At 48.3% G+C, this 24,696-nt stretch carries 16 protein-coding genes; 6 read left to right on the top strand and 10 right to left on the bottom strand.

The features are described 5' to 3' along the window. Positions 1–7: 7 nt before the first annotated feature. From ACO6UY_RS10085 to ACO6UY_RS10055, 7 genes are all read right to left on the bottom strand, one after another. A complete protein-coding gene (locus tag ACO6UY_RS10085; RefSeq protein ID WP_422450330.1) occupies positions 8–1,615 on the bottom strand; it encodes a carboxyl transferase domain-containing protein in 1,608 nt (535 codons plus the stop codon). 16 nt (positions 1,616–1,631) lie between these two features. Continuing rightward, a complete protein-coding gene (locus ACO6UY_RS10080; RefSeq protein WP_422450331.1) occupies positions 1,632–2,801 on the bottom strand; it encodes an isovaleryl-CoA dehydrogenase in 1,170 nt (389 codons plus the stop codon). A gap of 52 nt (positions 2,802–2,853) precedes the next feature. Then, positions 2,854–3,237 carry a MerR family transcriptional regulator gene (locus ACO6UY_RS10075; protein ID WP_422450564.1) on the bottom strand — a complete coding sequence of 128 codons (384 nt, stop codon included), beginning with the start codon at positions 3,235–3,237 and terminating at the stop codon, positions 2,854–2,856. Positions 3,238–3,368: 131 nt separating this feature from the next. Next, positions 3,369–4,316: a hypothetical protein gene (locus ACO6UY_RS10070; RefSeq protein WP_422450332.1), complete on the bottom strand. Its 948-nt coding sequence runs from the start codon at positions 4,314–4,316 to the stop codon at positions 3,369–3,371. A 195-nt stretch (positions 4,317–4,511) separates the two neighbouring features. After that, entirely contained in the window at positions 4,512–5,162 is a 651-nt protein-coding gene (locus tag ACO6UY_RS10065) for a thiopurine S-methyltransferase (protein ID WP_422489794.1), read from the bottom strand. Between the two features lie 488 nt (positions 5,163–5,650). Then, positions 5,651–6,571, bottom strand: a complete 921-nt coding sequence (locus tag ACO6UY_RS10060) for a hypothetical protein (RefSeq protein ID WP_422450334.1) — start codon at positions 6,569–6,571, stop codon at positions 5,651–5,653. Positions 6,572–6,906: 335 nt separating this feature from the next. Then, the gene (locus ACO6UY_RS10055) at positions 6,907–7,929 is read right to left on the bottom strand and encodes a CobW family GTP-binding protein (protein ID WP_422450335.1); all 1,023 of its coding nucleotides are present in this window, start codon (positions 7,927–7,929) and stop codon (positions 6,907–6,909) included. Between the two features lie 66 nt (positions 7,930–7,995). Between ACO6UY_RS10055 and ACO6UY_RS10050 the strand changes: the two genes are divergently transcribed. After that, positions 7,996–9,210 (top strand): hypothetical protein, encoded by a 1,215-nt coding sequence (locus ACO6UY_RS10050; protein ID WP_422450336.1) that lies wholly within the window; start codon positions 7,996–7,998, stop codon positions 9,208–9,210. Between the two features lie 47 nt (positions 9,211–9,257). Here the strand turns inward: ACO6UY_RS10050 and ACO6UY_RS10045 are convergent, their stop codons facing one another. Next, on the bottom strand, positions 9,258–9,881 hold the full coding sequence (locus tag ACO6UY_RS10045; protein WP_422450337.1) for a hypothetical protein: 624 nt from the start codon (positions 9,879–9,881) through the stop codon (positions 9,258–9,260). A 489-nt stretch (positions 9,882–10,370) separates the two neighbouring features. Here ACO6UY_RS10045 and ACO6UY_RS10040 point away from each other — a divergent pair, with 489 nt between their 5' ends. From ACO6UY_RS10040 to ACO6UY_RS10025, 4 genes are all read left to right on the top strand, one after another. Continuing rightward, positions 10,371–13,076, top strand: coding sequence for an SEL1-like repeat protein (locus ACO6UY_RS10040; protein WP_422450338.1), 2,706 nt, complete (start codon positions 10,371–10,373; stop codon positions 13,074–13,076). Positions 13,077–13,257: 181 nt separating this feature from the next. After that, a complete protein-coding gene (locus tag ACO6UY_RS10035) occupies positions 13,258–14,319 on the top strand; it encodes an LDL receptor domain-containing protein (protein WP_422450339.1) in 1,062 nt (353 codons plus the stop codon). Positions 14,320–14,506: 187 nt separating this feature from the next. Beyond that, positions 14,507–17,140, top strand: a complete 2,634-nt coding sequence (locus tag ACO6UY_RS10030; RefSeq protein ID WP_422489792.1) for a hypothetical protein — start codon at positions 14,507–14,509, stop codon at positions 17,138–17,140. A 343-nt stretch (positions 17,141–17,483) separates the two neighbouring features. Continuing rightward, positions 17,484–18,611 carry a low-density lipoprotein receptor class A repeat-containing protein gene (locus ACO6UY_RS10025; protein ID WP_422450341.1) on the top strand — a complete coding sequence of 376 codons (1,128 nt, stop codon included), beginning with the start codon at positions 17,484–17,486 and terminating at the stop codon, positions 18,609–18,611. A 137-nt stretch (positions 18,612–18,748) separates the two neighbouring features. Here the strand turns inward: ACO6UY_RS10025 and ACO6UY_RS10020 are convergent, their stop codons facing one another. Then, positions 18,749–19,693, bottom strand: coding sequence for an HAD-IIA family hydrolase (locus ACO6UY_RS10020; protein ID WP_422489789.1), 945 nt, complete (start codon positions 19,691–19,693; stop codon positions 18,749–18,751). A 227-nt stretch (positions 19,694–19,920) separates the two neighbouring features. On the opposite strand from ACO6UY_RS10020, the gene ACO6UY_RS10015 reads away from it, so the two are divergent. After that, on the top strand, positions 19,921–21,426 hold the full coding sequence (locus ACO6UY_RS10015) for a PDZ domain-containing protein (RefSeq protein WP_422489787.1): 1,506 nt from the start codon (positions 19,921–19,923) through the stop codon (positions 21,424–21,426). A gap of 12 nt (positions 21,427–21,438) precedes the next feature. On the opposite strand, the gene ACO6UY_RS10010 is transcribed toward ACO6UY_RS10015, so the two are convergent. Next, a complete protein-coding gene (locus ACO6UY_RS10010; RefSeq protein ID WP_422450344.1) occupies positions 21,439–24,522 on the bottom strand; it encodes a DUF4116 domain-containing protein in 3,084 nt (1,027 codons plus the stop codon). Positions 24,523–24,696: the final 174 nt, after the last annotated feature.

Genomic DNA, 24,696 nt, shown 5'->3' with positions numbered 1-24,696 from the left:
GTGCACCTTACATCCTGAATATGCCAAAGCGGGTGTCTTCAATGGGGGCATTCATTGCCGCAGAAAGACCCAGTCCAAGGACGGTACGGGTATCCGCCGGATCAATCACCCCGTCATCCCAGAGTCGTGCACTGGCGTAGTAAGGGTTGCCCTGGTGATTGTAGTTCTCAAGAATGGGCTGACGAATGGCCCGGGCTTCCTTTTCACTTAATGCCTGACCCTGTTTTTCCATGGCATCACGTTTGACCTGGACCAGGACATTGGCGGCCTGTTCTGCGCCCATCACCGAAATACGGGCATTGGGCCAACTCCAGAGAAACCGGGGGTCGTAGGCTCTGCCACACATGCCATAATTGCCTGCACCAAAGCTGCCGCCGATTATCACCGTGAATTTGGGGACTCTGGCACAGGCAACGGCGTTGACCATTTTCGCGCCATGGCGGGCAATACCTCCGGACTCCGCCTGGGATCCCACCATATAACCGGTGGTATTCTGGAGAAATACCAGTGGCATTTTGCGCTGACAGCACAGTTCGATAAAGTGCGCACCTTTCTGGGCGGATTCGGAAAAGAGTATGCCGTTGTTGGCAACAATCCCCACCGGATGCCCATGGATTCGGGCAAAGCCACACACCAGCGTTTCCCCAAACAGCGCCTTGAACTCATCAAAATCGGAGCCATCAACAATACGGGCGATGACTTCCCTGACGTCATAGGGTTGTCTCAGGTCGGAAGGGACAACCCCATAGAGCTCTTCGATGTCATACAGTGGTTCAGTACCTGGCCGGAGATCGTAATAACTTTTCTTTACCCGATTCAGGCGGGACACCGATTGTCGAATCAGGCGGATGGCATGGGCATCATCATTGGCGTAATGGTCGGCCACGCCGGATTGACGACAATGAACGTCTGCACCGCCGAGTGCCTCAGCGCTAATCTCTTCACCGGTGGCGGCTTTCACCAGGGGAGGGCCAGCAAGGAAAATGGTGCCCTGACCGCGGACAATAATGCTTTCATCTGCCATGGCAGGAACATAAGCGCCGCCGGCCGTGCAGGAACCCATCACCGCAGCAATTTGTGGAATCCCCCTGGCCGACATATTGGCCTGATTAAAGAAAATCCGGCCAAAGTGTTCCCGGTCAGGAAACACTTCATCCTGTCTGGGCAGATTGGCACCACCGGAATCCACCAGGTAGATACAGGGCAGGTGATTCTGCTCGGCGATGGCCTGGGCTCTTAAATGCTTTTTAACAGTGAGTGGAAAGTAGCTGCCGCCTTTGACGGTGGCATCGTTAGCGACAATCATGCACTCACGGCCTGAAACCTGGCCAATACCGGCCACCACGCCGGCACAGGGTACTGCTTCGCTGTAGACCTTGTCGGCCGCAAAAAGTCCGACTTCCATAAATGGGGAGCCAGGGTCCAGCAACAGGGCGATTCTATCTCTGGGCAGCAGTTTGCCTTTGCTGATGTGTTTTTGGCGGGCCTTTTCAGGGCCTCCCTGTTTCAGGTGATCAGACTTCTGCTGCAGTTCATCAACCAGTGCCTGCATTTGACGACGGTTGTCATTAAATTCTGCGCTGTCTATGGCTATTGTTGTGGTAAGTGCCACCATGACAATCCCCCTCCGTTTAATGTCCGGTTTCCTGAAACAGCTCCCGGCCGATCAGCATACGACGGATTTCCGATGTGCCGGCACCGATCTCGTACAGTTTGGCATCCCTTAACAGGCGTCCGGTGGGGTAGTCATTGATATAGCCATTGCCACCGAGTATCTGGATGGCATCCAGTGCCAGTGCTGTTGCTGTTTCGGCACAGTAGAGAATAACGCCAGCCGCATCCTTGCGGGTTGTTTCGCCACGGTCACAGGCACCAGCGACAGCATAGAGGTAAGCTTTGCAGGCATTCATCCGGGTGTACATATCGGCAACCTTGCCCTGAATCAGCTGAAACTCACCGATGGACTGGCCAAACTGTTTACGGTCATGAATGTAAGGCAGAACCACATCCAGGCAGGCCTGCATGATGCCGGTGGGGCCTCCTGAAAGCACCACCCGCTCGTAGTCCAGTCCGCTCATCAGCACTTCAACACCGCCATTGAGGTTGCCCAGCACGTTTCGGGCAGGCACTTCACAGTCCTCAAACACCAGTTCGCAGGTGTTTGAACCCCGCATGCCCAGTTTGTCCAGTTTCTGGGCCCTGGAGAATCCGGGGAAGTCCCTTTCAACAATAAAGGCGGTAATGCCACGGGATCTTTTTTCCGGTTCCGTTTTGGCATAGATCACGCAGGTGGAGGCATCAGGGCCATTAGTGATCCACATTTTGTTACCGTTCAGGATAAAGCGGTCGCCTTTCTTTTCGGCCCTGAGCTTCATACTGACGACATCGGAACCGGCTTCCGGTTCACTCATGGCCAGTGCGCCAATGGCCTGGCCACTGATCAAGTCAGGCAGATATTGTTCTTTTTGCGCATCGTTACCCATCCGGAAAATCTGGTTGACACAGAGGTTGGAGTGGGCACCATAGCTAAGCCCTACGGCAGCAGAAGCCCTGCTGATCTCTTCCATGGCGATAACATGGGCAAGATACCCCATGGCTGAGCCGCCATACGGTTCAGATACGGTGATACCCAGCAAGCCCATATCCCCCATTTTCTGCCAGAGATCCATGGGGAACTGGTTGGTCTGGTCGATCTCCATGGCCCTTGGCGCAATCTCTTTTGCCGCAAACTGTCTGACCTGCTCCCTGAGCATGTCGTTGGTTTCTCCAAGGTTGAAATTCAGCTCTGCGTATTGGCTCATTTGGGCTTCCTCACTTTTTATTGTTATTGCTGTGGGAGTTTTATCTAACGGTTTACTGTTCGCTTTCCTTCAGGGCTTTAACACAGCGCTTTCTGGCTTCGATAAGTTCATCCTGCATTATGTGAATGTCCTGCAGCTGTTGCTCAAGGCGCATACTGGACGTATCAATGGCATCCAGCATTGCCAGGAGCTGCTTTTTATTTCGGGACGTCGGGTCATACAGCGCAATCAAATCTCTGGATTCAGCCAGGCTTAAGCCAAGACGCTTGCCCCGGACAATAAGCTTAAGATGAACGCGGTCCTTCTTGCTATATACGCGCTGCAGACCATTACGCTTTGGGCTGAGTAGCCCCTGATCTTCATAAAAGCGTATCGCCCTGGGAGTGAGGTCAAACTCCCTGGCGAGTTCTGAAATAGTGAACGTGCTCTCGGACATGGTTCTGTGCTCGTTATTGGCAGCGTGTTGAAGACGCTTCTTTCTAATCACGACTTGAGTATAGCTTCCCCTTACGTAAACGTAAATCTGTCTGCCGAACCCACTGACTTTTCCGGTTTGGTAGCTGTTTTTTAGCTTCGATTGCTTACCACTCTGGGTGAGGAGAGTTTCATCAGGAATGTTAATGTTCCTTCAGTCAGGGGGGCTGAAGGCGGGGGAAGAGAGGGAAGTGATGATAATTCTGCTTTTTTTGCATTCGCTGCCAGCTCTCCTTTTTCCCTCGCTACTTTTTCACTAAAGCCTTTTTTTAAGGCTGCTCTATAGGCGTTTGATCTTGCATTACATATGGCTTTTATTTTCATACCTTTAGCAGTTTGGGTGTATCTGGCTACTCTTCTGGAATTATTGACTCTGCCTTTTTGGGATTTGGCGTATCTGGCCCTGCTAGCCCTGCGTTTATCGGATGTGGCATATTTGGCTTTACTTTTTGCCTGCTTTGGCATATCTCTTGCCAAAGTGCAGTCATCTTTGGGCGAAACAAGCAGAGGTTCACCAGAACCGGATGGTTCAGTTAATTTCAACCAGCCAGTTTCTTTACACGCTTGCTGTTGTGTAGCTGTATTCAATGGACCAATTACAGCCACTGGACGCGATGATGACTGAGCAAAACTGACTGATGCATTTTGTGAGGGTGATTGCTGAGCTATTCGTTGAGAGCTTCTTGGGGTTAAATCCGTTTTTGTAAAATCATCAGCGGCTTTCCTGGTTACATCACAAGGTGCAATGGCATCAAGAGCTGCCTGTACATAGATTCCAGGAAACGGTGGTTTGTTTTCAGTGGGTGGTGAATAAGAAATAGAAAAATCGTTAAGGGAACGTGTAGTAGGAGTCGGCATGTTCTGGTTGGTTATGTGCTTATTTATATATCTGACATGGGGTGAATTGACTATCTGTACATAACAGCCAGCCATACCTTGATGTGTGCTGATAGCATAAGGGTTTGCTAAAGGTGTTCCTGACCAATCCTGAAAACACGGATAAACAAAACCGAAATTTGGGCCAGCGTTGGAAGTGTTCATTGAATTCTAGAAATATTGAATTTCTGCTTGAGACTGTCCCTTCTTTAAAAAGTTCCTGCTTACAGCCCAATCAATCACAAAAGACGTGTGGATGGCAGATAAAAAAGTAGAGGTTAGACGACAGAAAAAAACCACCCGGTGATATCAGGCAGGAGAAGGGATTGGCATTGCTGGCTCGGAATAAGTAGTTAGAAACTACTTCCGGTCAAGTTTGAAAACATGCTCTGTAATTACCTGCAAACCCTGGGCCTGTTTTCGAGGTGAAGGTTTGGTGTCCCGTGTCTCAATCAGATCGATCTCGAAGTGGTCACCGTAGAGTGCTTTTACCCGATTGGGTGGGATACTGAATGGTGGCGCTGCTGCGGCAGTATCATCATATTCGACCGTGATCAGCAGGATTTGCTCAATATCCGGTGCGATACGCAGGAGTTGTTCTATATAAGCTTCCTGCTTGCCGGGAGGGAGTGCAACCAGGGCTGCCCGGTCATAAACAAATCTGGCCGGAATACTCTCTGCTGTCAGGGTAAAAAAATCCCCCCGGACCAGGGCTAATCGTTCGCTGGACCAGTACTCATGTTCACCTGCTGCCTGCCTTGTGTAATTGAGGTTTTGCTCGGAAAAAAAGGCTTCTACAGCCACCACGCTCAACTCGGAGCCAATAACAAAGTGTCCCTGTTTATGGAGCTCAACCATATCAAGGCTCTTGCCACACAACGGAACGAACACCATATCCTTTGGTACTGCACGTATTTTGGGCCAGTGTTTAACCAGCATAGGGTTGGCCTGATCAAGATGGAAGCCAATGTTATTGTTCTCCCAATGAGACTGCCAGTTAATCTCGTCCATTGCTATTGATATCCCGTTACCATGGTCGGACACTGAATTGGATGCTTTGCAATTATTAACCATACCGGCTGCCAGTAGGAAGATAAATAGCTGAGTGTAGTTCATGATCAGCCTTACTCTCTGAAGTGGTGCATACAAGGTAGCAGAATGCTACTGGTTGTGATTGAAGGGACGCATTGAGCAGGAAAATCCACGATGGGAAATTCCCTGGCAAAAAAACTGAAATCCAGGGGCAGGGTTGTTACGCTGTTCGATACCGGCCGCCGCCCCCATTAATAAGTAGTTAACCATATGAAATCATATATTTCTGACTCCTTGTTCAGGCACTCTGCTTCGTTACAACTCCGGTCACATAGCTACGGCTATGCTCCCTCCGTTGTGCCTCGCATAGCACCTGCCCAAGTAGCCAGAAATATATGATTCCATATGGCCAGCTACTTACCTGGCCTGTGAATAGGGTGTGCAACAGCCCGTTTTGAGCAGGTGACTCAATTATTGATCACTTGTTGACAAAACTTATCCAATAAATCGGGATTTAAAACAATTTTTAATTTTTCACGTGTATCAGTAAGGCTGACTGTTGGGAGTGGGTTAAGCCAATCGTGTAACAAGGCGGAATTGGATTTACTCATATTTGTTACAAATGTTTTCAGATCATCATCTGCTAAATTATCAATCAAAATTTTCCAGTCAGGTGCAATAATGAGGTCAGGGCTATCTAAATCGAAACTCTGTCTACTGACATTGAAAAAATATTGGAACTGGAATGAATCACCGCTTTTCAGAATTCCAAAGGCAATCCGCGTATCTTGCCAGTCAGAAGTATCCGAATCACCATTATAAAATGAGTAAACTGTTTCTACTTCTGGCTCAGTGTCTGGCTTCAGTAAATGCTCCTTCAAATCTAAATCTGATGTTATCGGGACGCCCTTAATAACAATATCTTTTAAATCTACGTATTCATTGCAGCTTATATTGTCCTCGTCCTTTGCCTCTTGGGGTTTCAGTAATAACATCAGTGAATTTTTATATTTTATCAATTCGGAAAATTCTGTAAGAGTATGGTTTTTTTTCAATAAGTCGGTAATTTCATTAATAAACTCAACGGGGAATTTTCCATTTTTTTCAACAACTTTGCCAGTGTTTGCAATCAATGCAGGGGTAGCCTTCAGGTGGCTGACGGCTTCATCAGATGAAAAAGTATCAACGTTTTCAAATCTGAAGGTGTAATTATCCTGATCAGCTTCAGTTGAAACTCCACCTACTTGAGACAAATGAGTGTCAGCCGGGGTTGGGGATATATCTACACAAAAGGGGCCAAAATCGACTTGCCCGCTTTCAGTATCTTGAGAGTGTGCACTGAAACCATTGCCAGAATCAGGGCGGAGGTTTATTTTATCGAAATTCATCACAATTATCCTGAGAATTTATTATCAATATGAAAATATGTTGTTGATTTAGTTTCATTTGGTTAACTACTTATCACTTAAATTGACAAGATGTCGGGTAGGAAAGTTCAAATTCTGGGTCTAATAAATGTTAGACATAAGATAAAGAGTAATTTTTTGGCAGGCAGGAGAAGGAAAAGCTTTTCTTGCAGAAGTGGTAGAGGGTAACCAGCTTTATCGGGATATTCTTTTTTCCCGGTTGGAGCCCCGATGCATGGATGGAGTTTTCAGATGACGGCTCTTTTCAGGAGAAAGTTCTTACTGAAATAACAGCACAATTTACTGAAAAAACCGGCTTATGCTGCCGGTTGGAAAATAATGGTTTCCTGTAGCCTGGTTTCAAAGTCATCCCAGTCCATAGGTGCGCTGCTGATGATTTCCAGGCGGCTATCTGACGTTTCTTCAATCTCTATCACACTGACAATGCCATCCTGCATATTAAAACCTTTCACCCCCTGGTCTGTTTTTGCCACCGCTTTTAGACGCTGGGCAGTTTGTGCATGAATCAGTGAAAACAGCCGGTCAAATGAAAACGAAGTGCTTTCAGAAAACAGCCAGCCACAGCTGAAATGATGCTGGCCTGTGTTTTCCTTGCGGAGAAAAAGCTGGCCTTCAGGTAGCTTGAGAACCATGGCTTCCGTGGTCTGGAGCTGATCAGGACTTTTCTGATGTGCATGGTGGGCTTTGGGGTTAACCGCCACACGATCACGGTGAGGAAGATCCAGCCACTCTACGGAAAGTGCCCCCTGCTTTACCCAGGCCGTTTCAGGTTTTGGCAACGGTAGCTGGTCTGCAAACTGCTCAAAACGCCTACGGTCAGTTTCGCAGGATAAGTCAGTTTTGTTGGCTACCAGAACATCGGCCAGATGAATCTGATCCCGAAAATTGTCATTCTCAAGGTATCGGGTATCTTCAAGGTTGCGCGGATCCACAAGGCAGATACTGGCTTCCAGGCTCAGAATCTCACGGTAATACTCTCCTTGCAGTGTGTTAATAATTTCCTGGGGATGGCCCAACCCGGTGGGCTCAATCAGCAGCCGGTCCGGTTTGCTGCGGGCGATCAGCATATTAAGGCCAATCTGCATGGGGAGCCCGGCCACGCAGCACATACAGCCACCGGGCACTTCTCGCACGAATACATCATTACGTGCCGAAGAGCCCTGTAACAGGGCACCATCAATACCGACTTCGCCAAACTCATTGACCAGCACAGCCCAGGTTTCGTTTTCGGGCTTCTGCCTGAGTAAGTGCAGAATGGCGGTGGTTTTACCGGAGCCCAGGAAACCGGTGATCAAATTGGCAGGAATTTTTTTCTGCATTGTATTAACAGCCTTGCAATTTTCTGGAACTGGAACTTGAAATAGTATCGTGAATTATAAATGTAAGTGAATAAATTGGTGGTGATGTCTGCACGTTGGCTTTTTGCACTTATTGTATTACTCCAGCCTTTCATTTTTACAGGAAGTGCTATCTTGGTTGCTCAGAAGCTTATTGATCAGCCTGGCGTTTCTGATCATGGGTTCCTGAAAACCAAAACAGGGCTTCTAACAATGATTAACACCGGTGTGAAATCTGGAAGTTGTTGTCTAAGGCATCGCTCACCATGCTTGAATGGTGAGTGGAAGGACACTGGAGGGGCTTTCGGACGGACAATAAGATTAAAGACAGATGCAGAAGCACATATTGCTAAAGAGAAAGAGATCGAGGTGCAAAGTGATATAGAAACAGAGCTTTTTTCAAAGAAAATCATCTATAGAACCTTTGACAGACTAAATGGACAAAGAATAAAACCCGCTTTTCGAGACAAACTGGATGAATTTAAAAAAGATCTTCATGTTTTTGATGATAATCTGGCCGATCTTGTGGGGAGTAAGCTCCGGCCCTTCCGAATTACGATGATACCAAGCGAAGATAATGGTAAAAAATACAAAGAGGCGATGAAGGCTGCTGTTGATGCTGTTATTGCTGATATTCGAGGCACCTATGAAGAGTGGGTCGTTGAAGGCCTCGAAACGATATCCTCCGATATTGATGAGTTAGATTCTTATTTCTTTTCACTCATGCTGCAACGAATAGATGAGGGGTGGCAGAACCTGCCAGATGAGGATAGTTTTTTTGTCAATCCTGAGCTGATTGCCAAGTATCCGGAAAAATATCAGATACAGCGTATGGGAATGCAAGTAAGCCAATGGTTGTTTGGCGTAGGGATCGTTGCTGCAAGCTCATACACCCCTGGGGCTAGAGGGGTTATGCAGATGGATAAAGGAGATACCAGCAGCCTTTTTGGTTGGCTGATAAGTACAGCAATGAACCGGTACAATATCAGTCAGGATGAAGCTATTGCAAGAATTCTATCTCAGCCGGAATTCGTCACGTCGTTAAATGATGGTCATGAGCCTAAATTCGACGGATCGATTCTGGGAAATTTTGAAGGAGGTGGAAAAGTCCTTTATATGTCAGCAATAGCATTAGCAAATCGGTTTCATCTTAGTGAATATGCGGGTATGGCAACGGCCATGTTTTTAGCAAGAGTTAAAAGAGCTGTTTGCTCCCTGCCTGAATGTTTTTCTCAGGTTTTTTATCGTCATGTTGGTCGATAAAATAATTCGTCAGTTTATTCAAGGTTCGAGACCTGAAACCGGGACGTTCACATCGCATACAATTCATTAATAAAGTTTTTTGTGAACAAACCTGCCGCAATGCATTGGCGAATAAATGGTGTCAGTGGTTTTAAAGATTGGCTAAATAGCTGTGAAAGTTCCAGAAAATTCTGGCTCTCCCGAACTGGGGCAAGACCAAATTGTTCCCTTAGATAAGGTAGACTTTGACAGGCTGTAAATGTGTCATCGAAGCTTATTTGAGCGTGAAGTGCACATATAACTTTATTTACATTCTCCTGTGATTTTGGGTAGTAGCAGTCTTTCCCCGACCAGGAGGGTTCATAATGTTTCTCTTGCCATTGGTCCCATAGCCAGTCATCGGGTTTATTAGGGTTTCTTGCAGCGGTACTGACCTGCAGACGGTTCGGTTCAGGCAGTTGAAAACGTTTTATAAGATGATCAATCAGTGGACTGACAATCTGGTCTGCTTGACATTTATTCTGCTCAGCGGCTTGTAAAACAAGAGTAACAACATTCTGTTTAACGGTTGTTAATGACTTATTAAATGTCGCACTTTCCTCTGCCATTCCTGCCATGGCAGCATGGCCAGTGGGAGGGTCAGTCGATTGCATGGTATAAACAGTTTTATTATCTCCTATTGGATCAAGCATAAAAAAACCTTTTTGTTGAGACGTAGATAAGTAGCTAACCATATGAAATCATATATTTCTGACTCCTTGTTCAGGCACTCTGCTTCGTTACAACTCCGGTCACATAGCTACGGCTATGCTCCCTCCGTTGTGCCTCACATAGCACCTGCCCAAGTAGCCAGAAATATATGATTCCATATGGCCAGCTACTTATTGCTGTTCATGGGGGCTGAATAACTTAATCACTCTGCACAGACAAAGAACTTATGCTGTCAACGTTTAGTCTGTTTAATCCGCCAATAGTTCCCTTCGTAACCAAATGAAATATACGACTGCAGTGATGCATCCACTCTGTTGCGACGGCAACATCTTCAATTGCGGAGGCGTTTTTTTTTATTTACAGAACGATCTTTTCTTTATCCTGTCTACATGATTGTTAATCCAGTTAGCTTTCTTATTTTCAGATGAGCAGCTTTTTATACTCCAGGCTGTTTTGTACGGGACCGAACTGTGCAGAGACTGAGTTATAACCAACTCGTGGACAGGGCGCTTATCGACCGGGGCGATACAGTAAGCGCGACTGCCGAAGCGCATTTTTTTGCGGGCAGGAAAGTCAGCGTTGATCATGATGTCGTTCGGTCAATGTGCCTGGCAAACCAACACTGGTCGTTTAATGATCAGGCCAAAACACTGCTGGACGTTGCTGTTAACAGCAACTTCTCTCCAGCACTTGATGATAAAACCGGAATAAGAAGGTTTAACCTGTGGTTCTGGGGTGATTGTTGTCCGTTAGAAGATATAAAACCACCCTACATCTGTACCTGCAGGAAAGTGCATCAACTCTATCCAAGGCAGAAGGTGGGCGGTACCCTGATTGAAAACGAGCGCAGGGTTGTTAAAGTCGGCCCGACGGATACGCCCGCCAGCCTCAACCCCGGGGCGCTGCTGGCACTGGGCGCATGCCACCTGATTGAGTCAGAAAGGTTGCTGAAAATGCATGAGCAGCACCTGGAAAAGGCACCGGCTGATACCTCATCATCACTGCTGGAAAAGGCCAGCAGCAAACGCAAGAAGGCTTATAGGCATTGGGCGGCTGCCAGCATACTGGATGCCGGGCAAACCCGGAACCAGTTAAGATCCTGGTTGATACAGTACGCTTTAAACAACGGCGCAATCAGCCAGGCCAGTGATGTAGAGAAAATAAAACAGTTTCGCTCTGGTCAGCAGGAACGGCTGTCGGATCAATGGTTCAAACTACTCATCGACAGTGGTCTGTATCCCAACACCGAACCTTTGGCATCTCCCTTTGCCATAGCGCAACGGCTGGCTGACATAGCCCGTCAATCCACAGTAATCAATAATCTTTACCCTTACTCAGCCTGTGATTCGCCGGTTTTGCTGTTTTCCAGATATGAATTTCTGCTTTGGCACCTGCGTGATAAACCCGGTTATCTTCCTGAGCCAGACGATGAACACGGACTGCTATACAAGGCATTACATACTGCTATTGCTTATGACTACGCCCGCACGACTCATCAGTTAACAGCAATAAACCTGGGTGTGTCAGACGATGCATTTGCCGACCAGCAAAGCTCTACCCCAGCCAGTAAAGCCGCCAGTATCGTTACCCAGAGAGCCGATGTTGCATGGTTTAAGGATGTGGAAATGACCACTCAAACCGCTCAGGCAGTGTTTGTCAGAAACGAAAAAGAGGGCCAGGCTGCTTCCTCTGCTACCTGGGTTAAGGGCGAGACACCGTTTCCAAAACCGTTTCCGGAACCTGAGGACCTGGTGACGGCATTCGCTTATATTTTCAACGTCATGACCTACCCCAAACCTAATGACAAAACCCGCATTTACAACATGCCCCGGCATCGCCAGAAAGTGATGGAGGCTTTTCAACTGCTGAAACAGGCCGTGGGCAGCGAACCGCCCTTACCGGATAGTCTCCATGGTTACGCCTGTTTTCTAATGGGCTGGCTCCATGAGCAGCAATTAATTAACCATCCATCACCGGAGAAGGCGGCGACATGGTATGAACAAGCCGCCAGCCGGGGAAAATTCATTCCATTAAATCTTCGGGCCGGTGACCTGTTTGCAGAAATCGGCGACTACTGCAATGCCTGTCGATGTTATGAGCAGATGGATCAGCAACTGCAAACGCTGGTGGATCCCCCCGACGAGGACCCGGCAACGGAGGACTGCGGTTATCTCAGCCCGTCATTTCAGGATTATTTGCGGTCAAAAATTGAATATGTCCGAATCAAGGCAAAAGATACGCGCTACCTGCGTCGCCTGACACCAGAGGATATTCAGCAATACATCAACGGAGAGAAAGATAACCGTCACGGAACACGTCAGCGGAAAAATTCCCCGACCGAGCACCAGGGGCGTGAACCTGCCAGCAATCAACCGCAGTGCCCGGCAAGGCACCTTCAGCCAGCGGATGGCAGTGCGCTGTTTCAGGATAAGGGCGTGGATAATGATACCTGCAATGCCGACTGCAACATCGCTGCACCTGCAGCCGATCAAGCCCCGGGCAGCCCCGGTGCCCCAACGAAGCAACCACTGGTTCAGCAGGACAGGGCCCAACCACCGCTCCTGAAAGACGCTGACCCTGTTGCCAATAAAGAGCGCAGGGCAGACCTGCCCGGTTTTGTCAGGAATCGACTGACAAGTCAATGGGATCGTTCGGTACACAGCCTGTTACAGCAGTTTTTCAACCGGAAAAAACAATTGATTCACACCCATGAAGAGCAGATCGCCTGGCTCAGCCCAAAGCTGGACAAAATCCGCAGAAAGCACGGCAGCGAAGTCTTGATGGAACACCTGGCATGGGAACATATTAATGCAGCAGAGCAGCCATTGTTTGAGGATGTTGGGCATGGGCAAAAAAATGCTTGCAACTCGTGCGCTGCGCATCTGAACCAGGCTCGCGATCTGCTGTTGCAGAGCATCATCCGAAAAACAGGTATTCAATACCAGCAGCTACCGGATCCGGAAAACTTTGAGGTGGATGTATTGAGCATTGCTGAACGGGTCACCCCGAGCCTGACCCCCATTGAAATCACCGAATGGCTATTCGGTATTGTCTGTCAGGCCAGAAGTCTCGGGCATGTTTTCAGTACGTTCAAGCTGCTGTACCCCGGAAGTGAGCATATCGCCTCCCTCAACCGTGGCTGGTTCTCATTAAAGCGCCTCTACCGGACACCCTGAGGCTCCGGGTTATATTGATGGTGAAAGCGACCTGAACTTAACCGTTATCAGATAGTCAGAAGAGCAGTCAGCTATCCACTCTGTCCAGGCCCTCACACCCATGCAACCGATCCCCCGCCAGCGTCCAACATCTTCGTCCAACACGCATACCGCTGCCCGAGAAGCTGTCCGTAGCAGTTACATGAGCAGAAGCGTCTCGACGGTACCGGCCAGCCCAGTGGTATACCCGGGTAACAAGACCCGGGGATGCACCCTGTCTGATTACCGGATCTGCCAGTTCACTCAAGGTGCCATTCAGCTCGGCAATAGCCTGATACGCAATCTGGCAGGTTTTGCCTTTCAGCAAATAATGGATTCACCGGAGATTGGTCTCGTCTGTCCGGGGTTAAAAGAGAGCCTGGTGGTGCTGTCTGCATTACCTGCGCTGGTCACGGCTAATCAGGGATGTCTCGATAGAGAAGTGCCGTGCAGCAACGATGAATGCATCCAGAAAAATCGGGTGTGTGACGGCACATTCGATTGCTTTGATAAGTCAGACGAAGGGGCACATTGCTCCGAAAGGCTGAGCCAATGCTATGAGAATATTCAGGATAACTTTATTTGCAACAATGCCATACAGTGTATTCCTATCAATTTGACCTGTGACTCACTGTACGATTGCGCGGATGCTTCTGATGAAGCCGTGGCTTTGTGTGACTCTGTACCCCCGCACCCCGTGCGGCCAATGCCCTTTTTTTTCGCGATGTTTGGAGGGCTGTGCTGTGCTTTGTTAGTGAGCAAATACTGTAGAGCTGTTTATCTGAGCGTTAAGGCTTTGCGGACCACCAATCCTGAAGCTTCAACCTGTCGTCTTTTACAAATGGCCTCAGTAAAGCCGTTTTATTACCGATTTCCTCACCAGCCTGTTACGATTGATACACGCCAGGATGATATTACGCCACCAGCCCCAGAGCGCCCTGCACAACGGCCGGAAGCACAGCGGGCGGTCCACCCGCAGGCAATGCATTTGCCCACCTCCAACCAGCAGGCAACTGAATTGCTTACCTACCAGCAGGCAATTGAGCTGCCTACCTACCAGCAGGCAATTGAGTCATCTACCTACCAGCAGGGAGCTGAGCTACCTACCTACCAGCAGGCAATTGAGTTATCTACCTGCCAGCAGGCAACTGAGTTACCTACCTACCGGCAGGCAACCCGGAGGCTCCCAACTTATGCAGAGGCCATTGCCGAGACTTTGGTTTGAACGACGGGAAAACCATGCCATACCAATGTGGGCAGGCTTGGGAAAGGCAGTAAACCGTAGCGTATGGAATGCAATATATTTCTCTGACGTTTTTGCAACTTTAAACCAGTGACATGAACTCCAGTTGATTTCAGCCGATGAGGAAATACAGGAATCAAAAGTTGATCAAAAATCACAGGATATAAACATGCCACCAGGGATTGAAGGCCAAAGACCGGTTGGGGGTAATACCTCAAGCAGTGAAGGTGGTGCAGTAGAGCCGACGGAAGAAAACAGCAACGCCACATACCGGGGGGCACGGGTTTCCAGGGTGAGTGAAGTCGCTAAAAAGAGTCAGGTATCTCAAGATGAGTTGAGTGAAAAAAATGACACGCTGATTGAACATAGAGAGATCAAAAAACAAGACAGCAGCACTGGCGCGTCAGGTCCTTATAGTTCTGCCAGAATGCGCAGACGGGCAAAGCAACGTGAGGCAGAAGAGGGTATGAAAAAATACCTCTCTGCTGCGGATAGCCAACATCAAGACAGGAAGATAAGCGAAGAACTCAACGAGGCTGCTGAGGATTCGGGTATCAGTGAGGATGAAAGTATTGATAGCCCGCCTCACTCTCCCAAAGCCAGCAATCGAGAGCGAGAGTACGATAGTGGTATTGAGGATGACGCAAGCTCGTTGAGTGGTCTGGCCATTCAAGCGATAGAGCCTGGTCCCATAGCCGAAACCGGGGTGCATGCTCCAGATCTGCAACAAGAGCGCCCACTACCGGCACGAACTGAAAGTACCAGCCCCCTGAAAAAGGTATCTAAAAAAAGGAAGCGGCAAAGGCAAAAAACGGGCATTGATAAAGGCAGTGCCAATCAACGGGTGAACTCTGACCCCGGTGTGCAAACCTCCAGGCTGCCAAATCATGATGCGTTGCTTGCTGGCTGTCAGCGCCAGGCTAAATCAGTAGAAAAACTTGATGAAAATAAAGGCAAAAGGGAAAGTGAGCATTTAGAAGAGCTTGGCAGGCTTGAGGCGGTGTATGCTGAAAATACCCATAATGATGACCGTGGAATTGAACATTATCTGTTGAGTGGCAAGGCTGCCATGGGGATTTCAAGGGGAAAAAAGAGACTGCAACAGGAACTGAAACAAAAATCCCGAAAAGAAGGCGTGGAGTCGGTAAAGCTGGGAGCGGGTAAGATTTTTCAGGAAATAGTAGACCGGGCTATTCACCAGAAAAGACCGCTTCACCCGGTACGACGAAAGCAAAAAACACCGGAAAAGGAACCTGTAAAAGATATTGTAATGGATCCTGTCATGGCAAAGGTTGAAGGAGATTTCAACGGTACTGATGAACTGGTGAAAAGCCTTGAGTCTGAATTGTCGTTATCCACCGCCAGCCAATATGCTGCCGCAAAAAAATTGTTTGTGGAACAACTGGATAGGGCTCAGTGGGCAAAGGAGGCAATGGAGGAAACCCATTCTTTACAGAAGCAGATCCAGACATTAAAGGCCACTTTGTTTGAGGAACTGAATATTCTTGGGCATAACGGCAGTGAGCCAATGGTTGATCCATACATTAACGACAGTGCCTATGTGTCTGCCCTTGAAGCAGCCGTTGAAACAATAGGTATGGGGCCTTCTGCAGCACGGGAGCATCTGGAAAAACACCCTGCACTGCAAAAACATCTGGAAAAAGCGGGTTATCAGGAAGATCGGGATTCTTCAGAATACCTGGAGCATCTGGACAAGCTGGATGATATGGAGCATCTCAGTGACAGGGAGTATCTGCAAACGCTGAAATACCTGAAAGATCCACAATTTGTGTACGGTTTCCGTAAAGAATTAAGGGTTGAATGGCTGGCAAAACATCTCTCACAAACATTTCGACGTTATTCCAATGCAACGATAAGGCACCCGGACTTCAGAACAAATATGAAGGGCTTGCTGGATACGCTCAATGCCCGGGAGCAGAATGTTGGTAACAAGCTTAAAGATGCGGCAGAGCATTATGAACAGCGCTGTAAGCATTTAAAGGAAAACAGAGAGCATTTAGATAAAGTGATGAAAGCTTACGAGGAAAATGGTAGCGATGGTGTTGATATACTCAAGCACAGAAAAGTGTTAACCAGGGCCAAAGCGCTCAAAGAATTGATGAAGCCGGTACATGATCAGATCAGGCTGGTCACCAGCTATGAAGACCCGGAGATGCAATGTGCCTATCTGCTGAAGCAGTGTAATGACCTGGATAAGCAACATGCCTCTGTTCAGAAATCGATTCAGGAATGCCAGAAAAAGCTTGATAAAGCTGAAAGTAAAAATAAAGGCAAAAGTAAAAGCAAACCTCTCGATGATGTTCAGAATAAAATGAATGACCTGAAAAGAGAGTCTGCTGACATTGTCAGGCAATCTGATGAACGAAAACAGGAGTATATGGATTTTAATAAAGCGTTAAACAGTTATTATAAAATTCAATTCGATATGGATATTAAGCTGGTTAACCAATATTCAGATCCCAAAAGGCAGTGTGCCGATATGAAGGTGCAATATACCGCTAAGGATAAGCAGTATGCCTCTGTTCAAAAATCCATTAAAAAGTGCCAGGGGAAGCTTGATAAAGCCACAAACAAAGGCGGTGATCTGGAGGGTATTCAGAATGAGATGGATAATCTTGAGCGTCAGTCTGCTGAACTTGAAACCGAGTCTGCTGATTTGAAAAGCAAGCATGCAGCACTTAGTCAAGCGTTAAAAAGATTGGATACCATTCAAATGGGTTTGAATAATGAAGATTCATTGGATTTGAACAAAGAGGAACAATTGGGCATGGATGGTGAATAATCACTCACTAACCGCTGCCCGCAAAAGCACAAGTGGTTCTGGCTTTTCGGGCAGCGGGTAGTGTCGTCTGTAGAAATGTAGAAGTAACCTGGAGTTGCGGTGACATGATCACCATGAGGTGCGCTGATCCGCGTTGCCGACAAGCAGTTCAAACTGACACCCATTGGCCGTACTGACCCTATTTTCCTGCATTTTTGCCATCCAGCCTGCACCGGTCAGGAACAGCAGGGTATCAATACCTCCCGGGATCTATCCATTGCATCCATAATGATGTGAACTTAACTGTGATCTGATGGTCATTGATAAGCACTGAGTATTCCTCCCCAAGCAGGTCCTTACACCCATGCTACCGATTTCCTGCCAGCTTCCATTATCCCCGTCTACACCACAGACCATTGCCCGTGGTACTGTTTGTTGCAGTCGCAGTCGCAGTCGCAAGAGTAGAACCGCTGATGGCAGAACCATCTCGAAGGTACCTGCCAGTCCATTGGTATATCCGGGCAACAAGACCCTGATATCTACCCTGTCCGATTACCGGGTCTGCCAGCTTGCTAAAGGTGCCATGCAGGTCGGCAACAGCCTGATGCGCAGTGTGGCGGGTTTTGCTTTTCAGCAAGTAATGGAGTCACCGGAGATTGGTCTCGTCTGTCCGGGATTAAAAGAGAGCCTGGTGGTTCTGTTGGCATTGCCGACACTGGTCTCGGGTTATCCTCAGAAGAAATGTGAAGATGGAAAAGTGTGGTGCGATTCTACTGAGGCTTGTCATCGTGGTAAGAGGTGTGACGGCATCGAAGATTGTAATCCCCCATATGATGAAGTTGATTGTATCAAGTTAAGCCAATGTGAAGTGAAGGATGACTTTCTTTGCCCAAGCCGTATGAAATGTGTCCCCTCTAATAAGATGTGTGACTCAGTTGACGATTGCGGCGATTTGTCGGATGAATACTACTGGAGGTGTGGGGATAAGTACACCCCGCAGGCAACTGAAACCTCACCACCCACTGTGCTGACACCTGAAAGCAGCACTGGGGACACATCGTTACCAGCGTACGATAGATACTTGCACGCGTCTCCCTTATTTGTGGTGCTTGGTATATGCTGCGCATCCGCAGCTACTTTTTACTGTATTTCCGTTTATCGAAGCGTTAAGGCGTTGCGGTCTACCAACCCTGAAGCCTCAACCCGTCAGCTTATACAAATGGCCATAAGACAGCTGCATAATTTCAGGCATCAACACCAGCCTGTTCCGATTGATGCCCACGAGGATGCCATGGTGCCACCAGCCAGCCCGGGGCATCCTGGCCAATCGTCGGAAGCTCAGCAGGCCTCCTGCCAGCAGGCAACGGAGTTACCTACGCAGGCAAACCGGTTGCCTACCTATCAGCAGGCAACCGGGTTACCTGCCTACCAGCAGATAATCCGGGAGGCCCCCCCAACCTATGAAGAGGCCATCGCCGAGACCAGGGGCTGACCGGTGGGGGAAAACTATGCCATACAAAGTGGGGAGTCCGGGGGAAGTCTGCAAAGCAGCTTTTGATCTGTCTTTTGCGGCAATCTCGGGACCGTGTGAACGAGATGTTTGTGTATGCATAACAGATCTTGGCTGCACTATAGTCTGGGTGCTACATAGTGAGGACTTATTCCCGTGCTGGCAATCACTTCCATAATATCCTCATTCTGGTATACCCCGCACTGCAGCAGCAATGTTTTGAATCCCATGGCATTGCCTCCCAGAATATCGGTATAAAGGGTATCCCCGACCATCAGGACTCTGGATGGATCGGTAATCTGATGTTGCTTGATAGCCATTGAAAAAATGGCAGGATCGGGCTTGCCGAACAGCACAGGTTTAGCCTTTTGAATGGTTTGCTCCACCAGGTCAGCGATAAAGTAACCCGGTGTTGCGGTGACATGATCACCATGGGGTGCGCCGATGTCCGGGTTGCCGACCAGCAGTTCAAACTGACGCCCATTGGCCGTAGTGACCATGTTTTCCTGCATTTTTGCCGTCCAGCCTGCACCGGTCAGAAACAGCAGGGTATCAATATTTTCCGGAATCTCGCCATTACAGCCATTCAGCCGGACCATGCCTTCCAGCAGGTGGTTGGAAGGGTGTTCCAATGGTGCAATGACGCCAATACGGTTACGGTTCGTGAGCCCTTGCAGGTACTGTTCAGTGATATCAAGACTGGTCAGTACTTCATCTGCGGTGAAATCAAACCCCCGGGATTGATACTTTTCTGCGGCAACGGATCGGTTGGTCAGGGTGTCGTTGGAAACAACGCAGAATGGGATATTGTTTGCCCTTAGCTGCTGAATGGCCTCAGCGGCACCAGCAATAGGCGTGCTGCCCCGGCAGAGGACACCGTAGGAGTCCAGCAGGATCAGGTCAAATTGCGCCATGATATCTGCCAGTCCATCAATAAACACCGGGGCAGACTGCGGGTTGGCAATGGCTGGATACCAGTCAGGATGACGGGCGTATATCTCGTTCAAAGAGTCGGGAGAAAGAACAATCATGGAGCGTTGCCTGATGCTGAAAATGAACGTCACTCAATGCACCTGATTATATCAGATGTCCGACAGGTAAATATCTATAAAGCCTTCCCCGCGTCAACAGGCCCTGGCCCCGGACAAGCAGGATATTTTTTTTGTGCTAATTTGAAATGTTCTTTCTTTAGCCCTTGAGGTGTTTGGTTGTGAGGCTGAATTGCATTGTTAAAGCCCTTTGTTTCCTGTTGCTTGCCGTTTCGATATATGGCAATGCGGCCGGTCCGTTAATGACGCAGTCTTTGCCGGTATATTCAGAAGATCAGGGCGTCAGGGATTCGATCATCAAAATCTATACCTCATTCAACCAATATGACCACCAGAATCCATGGAGCAACGTTGGCCCAAGGCAGAAATATGGTTCCGGTGCCATTATCCAGCTGCCAGACAGTGGCCAGAGGGTTGTGCTGACCAACAGCCATGTAGTCAGTGCCCATACCTATATTGAAGGCAGGAAAAATGGTCAGACGGACCGTTACAAACTCAGGCCCCTGTGGGTTTCCCACGAGTTGGACCTGGCTTTGCTGGTGCCTTTCCATGACCATGAGAATGCGCTGTTTTTCAGCGGTACCAACCCTATCCCCCTGGGTAAGCTTCCTCCTCTGCAAACGGATTTGATGCTGCTTGGCTATCCCATTGGTGGCGATACAATCAGTGCAACCAAGGGGGTTCTTTCCCGTCTGGAATATCAACCTTACAGTAATTCCGGCTTCTCATTTCTGGCCGGACAAATTGATGCCGCCAGTAACCCGGGCAACAGTGGTGGCCCTGCCGTGGTTAATGGCGAGATCATTGGCGTGTTAATGCAGGGTTACAGTCCTTTCGAAGCCAGTAATATCGCCCATATTGTGCCGGTGAATATCATAAGACACTTTTTACAGGATATTGCTGATGGGCATTACAGTGGGATTCCCAGCCTTGGGATTGAAACGGAAGAGCTTGAAAATGGCTTTTTTAAAACCGTCTATGGGGTGAAAGAAAACAAGGGCGTTCTGGTTCGCCATGTCATACCGGGTTCTGCGGCTGACGGTGTGCTGCAGCCGGATGATGTTATCCTGGAGCTGGACGGGTATGCCGTTGGCCATGATAAAACCATTGTGTTCCGGGGCAGTGAGCGGGTTTCCATGGATTATGTGGTGCACTCACGGCAGGTTGGAGAGGAACTTGGCGTTCGGGTCATTCGTGACAAACAGGTCCTTGATCTGACGGTTACGCTCACTCAGCCGGTCAATAATGATTTGTTGCTCGGCTTTGATGGTCAGTCTGCTCCTTCATACTTTATCTACCAGGGACTGGTGTTTACCAAAGTGACCCGGGAGCTGCTGATGGGGGCTGGCCATGACCTGATTTCCTACGCAGGCCTGACGCCGGTATTGCTCAATAATTTCCGGTTTGCCAATGAAGATGAAGTGGTTGTCATCCTGAAAGTCCTGCCCCATGAGGCCAACCGGGGTTATCACAATATCTTTCTGAGAAGGGTTGACAGTGTTGGCTCGGAAAAAGTCAGAAACCTCAGGCAGCTGGTCAACCTGATCGAATCAACAGAGGAGGATTTTCTGGAACTCAACACCGGCTACAGGGGGCTGGAGAAAATTGTCCTGAATACTCACCTGGCAGATACCGTTAATGGGGAGGTCATGTGGCTTAACGGTATTCAACATGATCGCTCTAAAAACTTCCGGACAAAAAATGCAATGCTGCAGGTGGTAATACCTGCAAAAGTGAGGAAGTCATGAATGTTTAACATTTTATCGCCTGCCTGAATGATTCAGCTGCTTCAGTATATCAGTACACATTTTGGTCAGCCCATTCATTAACGATATCAGTGGAAATGTTGAGAAATCGGCTCCAAATATTAACTGGCCATAAATATCATAAAAATTCGCGTGACGTGTGCAGGCATAAGCGTCATAAGGGTAGAGCGCTTTACTGAGGTGCTGCTGATCGTTTATGTGGTTCATATAGCAGTCAGTGGGGTCATACTCACCCAGAGGGAGTTGGGCAAACCCGGGTGCATCCGGCTGCAATGCGGTCCAGTAGAGAATTTCCTGCGCGACCCGGACAAGCCAGGCCTGATACTCGTTATCGTCCCGTCCGAGGAGAAACCGCAGGCTGATCGGCGCGGCTGCTGTGGGCATAAGCCCCAGCAGAAACTGGTTGCAGGCCGATTCAACAAATGCGGCTGTTTCGTTAAGTGCCTGAGGGTTTTTGTAGTGATAACCGGCAAAGCCCTGACGTAAGCGTGACCTTACCAGTACCGCCGACACAATGATTTCGCAAATACTGTTAGCCAGGGCAATGCGTTGTGAGACCTTGGGCATGTAACAGGTTTCAAGCGTGTCTTTCTGTCGTAAACAGCTGTGGATATGGCCAAAGCGTTCATAATCACCCAGGTCACGCATGCCACAGTGACCGAAATCAATCTTTTCGGTGGCCTGAGTGTTCCATGCTGTCAATTTGCCTGCGTGTACGTTGTCAGAGATCAGATTCATGGCCGAATGCAAGGCGACCCAGCCCCGGCCTGCCTCAGTGTTGTGCAGGCACTGCAACATACTGGTCGGTACCAATCCCATGCTGGTCATGTAACCTGCATCGTGACAGGCCCTGAGGATGCCCTGCTCCGGGCGCTGCCAGGGGCAGTCCTCTGCTGTGTCTGGCGAATGGGCATACCGGGCATAGGCGACGGGTGCTGTGTAACAAAAGACATTGATGTATCGCTGGCCATGGCTTTCGGTGATCTCCACCGGGTCATCAAACTGGTTAATCAGGTACTCCAGGTCTTTGCCCAGGGGGAGCCGCATAAAGTCGCGATACTCTGGTAGCACGCTATTAAATTTACCTGCCAGCTCGGGAGTATTGGCGATGACTTGATAAAGCAGGCCCTCCCTGGCCAGTGTCTCAAGGGGTTCCCCGGCTCTCTGGAATTTAAAATAGATGGCCTGGCCACCGGCTTGCAGACATTGCATCGTCCGCCCACCGACTATCCGGATTGCTGGGTTGTTTGCCTGGCCAAGTGCTTCGGGGACATCCTTCAGCCCGAACGATGACGGCATATTTTCGGCAATATACCGGTTGATCTGCTCCCCATCAGCGGCATTGGGCAGTGCAAATCCGGTAACCTGGTGAGCGGTAGAAATCAGGGGTATCAAAAATAGATTAGTACATGAGATGGGTAAAGGAGACTGCTGGCAGATCAGTGGTGCCGCCAGGGCCTTGTCTGGAAAGGTATAAGTCGGGGCATCTAATGATTCAATGAAGCTTATTTTGTCTTTCAATGAAATATCGGGACAGGTTAAAAACTTCAACTGAACATCCGTTGGTACATAGGGTAATTGATTAAGCTTGATCAATCTGAATAACAGTCTTTCCTCCTTCGAACATAAAGGTTTAACGATCTCTTTGGTAACGGCTGCCATGAGACAAAGCTCATTGAAACTCAGGTGTTCCAGGGAAACATGTTGGAATGCCGACAGGTTATTTTTTAACGCCGCATCAAGGATTGCCCCTTTTTTAAAGTCGCTGGGTACATATCGCAGCGCTTCGGAAGACAGACTAACGGCCAGGGCATACAGCTCAGACGCCTTATCAGCACCTACCCACTTTGAAAGGTTGTCAGTTGCAGCGAATTTAAGAGGGTTGTCCCTGTACTCTTGGCTGGTAATGACTGATTTGAGGAAATGATCAGTAATATATTGTTCTGGAATATCATACAAGACAAAGTATCCACTGGTACAGGCAGTACGGTATATTTCTGTTCGTTGTGTTTCCGTTAGAAATTTGGGAAGCGTCCCGGATAATTTTCCACCTTTAGCCGCGGCCAGACACATATCGAATGTTTTGACGGCTTCCGGAATGAATTCGAGTGCTCTGGCATTATTATCAACAGCCAGTTGGCATAATTCAGCGGTCTTCAGTTGTTCAGGAACATACTCTAATGCTAATCCATTACGTCGACAGGCTACCTGACAAAGTTCTGCTGTTTTTTTATGGTCCGGGTAAAATTCCAGGGCCCCGGTGTGTTCGATGGCGATGGTTAATAATCGGTCACTGACGGGCTTGTTCTCCGGGTAATAATTCAGCGCAACGTGGGATTTTTTGCAGGCAATTTCAAAGTGTGCATCAGTTCTTGCTGCTTCGGGAATGTATTTAATGGCTCCTTTATAGTTTTCAAGGAGGAAGTCAAAAAAACCATCGTTCAGCCATTGTTTGATTATCTCACCAGGTACATGATCAATGGCATTAAGCTCATCAATGACCAAAGCTCGACACAGTTCGTTGGTTTTCATACTGTCGGGTATGTACTGTATATTCGCATAAGGCGCTGTTACAAATGCCTGTATACACATTTCTGGTGTTAACTTTTCCAGGGGTACTTCACTAAAAAAACAAGGATCATTTTTGATTTTTAAAAAGTAATCTTCACTATCAAGCTGATCCGGACTGACCCCGGGCGGAAACTCCCCGAAGTATTTGATAAATGTTTTATAGTCACTGACCGGCAATGGCTGCTGTTTGTCCGTGGATTCGGCAACTCTTTGCAGCAACGCTTTTAATGCATCACCAAGATTGCCTTGTGGCAGGTCATGGGTGGCACCGGGGCAGGCTTGCACACGAGACCATGACATAGGGGTGGCTGTATTGGCAGAAGGATAAGGTGTGGTGCCGACGGATAAGCCGCCTTCTACACAAGTCCCTGGAGCCTCTTTAACAAGGTGCTTGCACCAGAGTTGACCTGATGAATACCCGAATTGATCCATCTGCTGGGATTGATGTTCCCGAGTTTCCTTCGGGTTTTGATCAATAGGGGGAGATGGGCTCCCTGAAATATTCATTTGCTGACAGCCTTGTAATAATACGCTTTGTGTTTATATGGTATTTAAATAAACTAAGATCTCAAAGTTAGCAAAAAGTTCCAGAAATCATAGTTGCATCAGGAAATAGTGAGTGAAAAACAAGGGGTGAAGCTTTACGGGTAGCAGGGAAGTTCAGCAGGTGGCTATTCTCAG

Origin of the sequence: Endozoicomonas sp. ALE010 (assembly GCF_049310165.1) — a bacterium.
GTDB lineage: Bacteria > Pseudomonadota > Gammaproteobacteria > Pseudomonadales > Endozoicomonadaceae > Endozoicomonas.
The sequence above is the reverse complement of the archived record's forward strand: the minus strand, read 5'-3'. Positions and strand labels throughout refer to the sequence as shown.

Coding starts and splice junctions, on each gene's coding strand:
- ACO6UY_RS10085 (WP_422450330.1), bottom strand. CDS start 1,615: ATGGTGGCACTTACCACAACAATAGCCATAGACAGCGCAGAATTTAAT.
- ACO6UY_RS10080 (WP_422450331.1), bottom strand. CDS start 2,801: ATGAGCCAATACGCAGAGCTGAATTTCAACCTTGGAGAAACCAACGAC.
- ACO6UY_RS10075 (WP_422450564.1), bottom strand. CDS start 3,237: ATGTCCGAGAGCACGTTCACTATTTCAGAACTCGCCAGGGAGTTTGAC.
- ACO6UY_RS10070 (WP_422450332.1), bottom strand. CDS start 4,316: ATGAACACTTCCAACGCTGGCCCAAATTTCGGTTTTGTTTATCCGTGT.
- ACO6UY_RS10065 (WP_422489794.1), bottom strand. CDS start 5,162: ATGGACGAGATTAACTGGCAGTCTCATTGGGAGAACAATAACATTGGC.
- ACO6UY_RS10060 (WP_422450334.1), bottom strand. CDS start 6,571: ATGAATTTCGATAAAATAAACCTCCGCCCTGATTCTGGCAATGGTTTC.
- ACO6UY_RS10055 (WP_422450335.1), bottom strand. CDS start 7,929: ATGCAGAAAAAAATTCCTGCCAATTTGATCACCGGTTTCCTGGGCTCC.
- ACO6UY_RS10045 (WP_422450337.1), bottom strand. CDS start 9,881: ATGCTTGATCCAATAGGAGATAATAAAACTGTTTATACCATGCAATCG.
- ACO6UY_RS10035 (WP_422450339.1), top strand. CDS start 13,258: ATGAGCAGAAGCGTCTCGACGGTACCGGCCAGCCCAGTGGTATACCCG.
- ACO6UY_RS10030 (WP_422489792.1), top strand. CDS start 14,507: ATGCCACCAGGGATTGAAGGCCAAAGACCGGTTGGGGGTAATACCTCA.
- ACO6UY_RS10025 (WP_422450341.1), top strand. CDS start 17,484: ATGCTACCGATTTCCTGCCAGCTTCCATTATCCCCGTCTACACCACAG.
- ACO6UY_RS10015 (WP_422489787.1), top strand. CDS start 19,921: ATGACGCAGTCTTTGCCGGTATATTCAGAAGATCAGGGCGTCAGGGAT.
- ACO6UY_RS10010 (WP_422450344.1), bottom strand. CDS start 24,522: ATGAATATTTCAGGGAGCCCATCTCCCCCTATTGATCAAAACCCGAAG.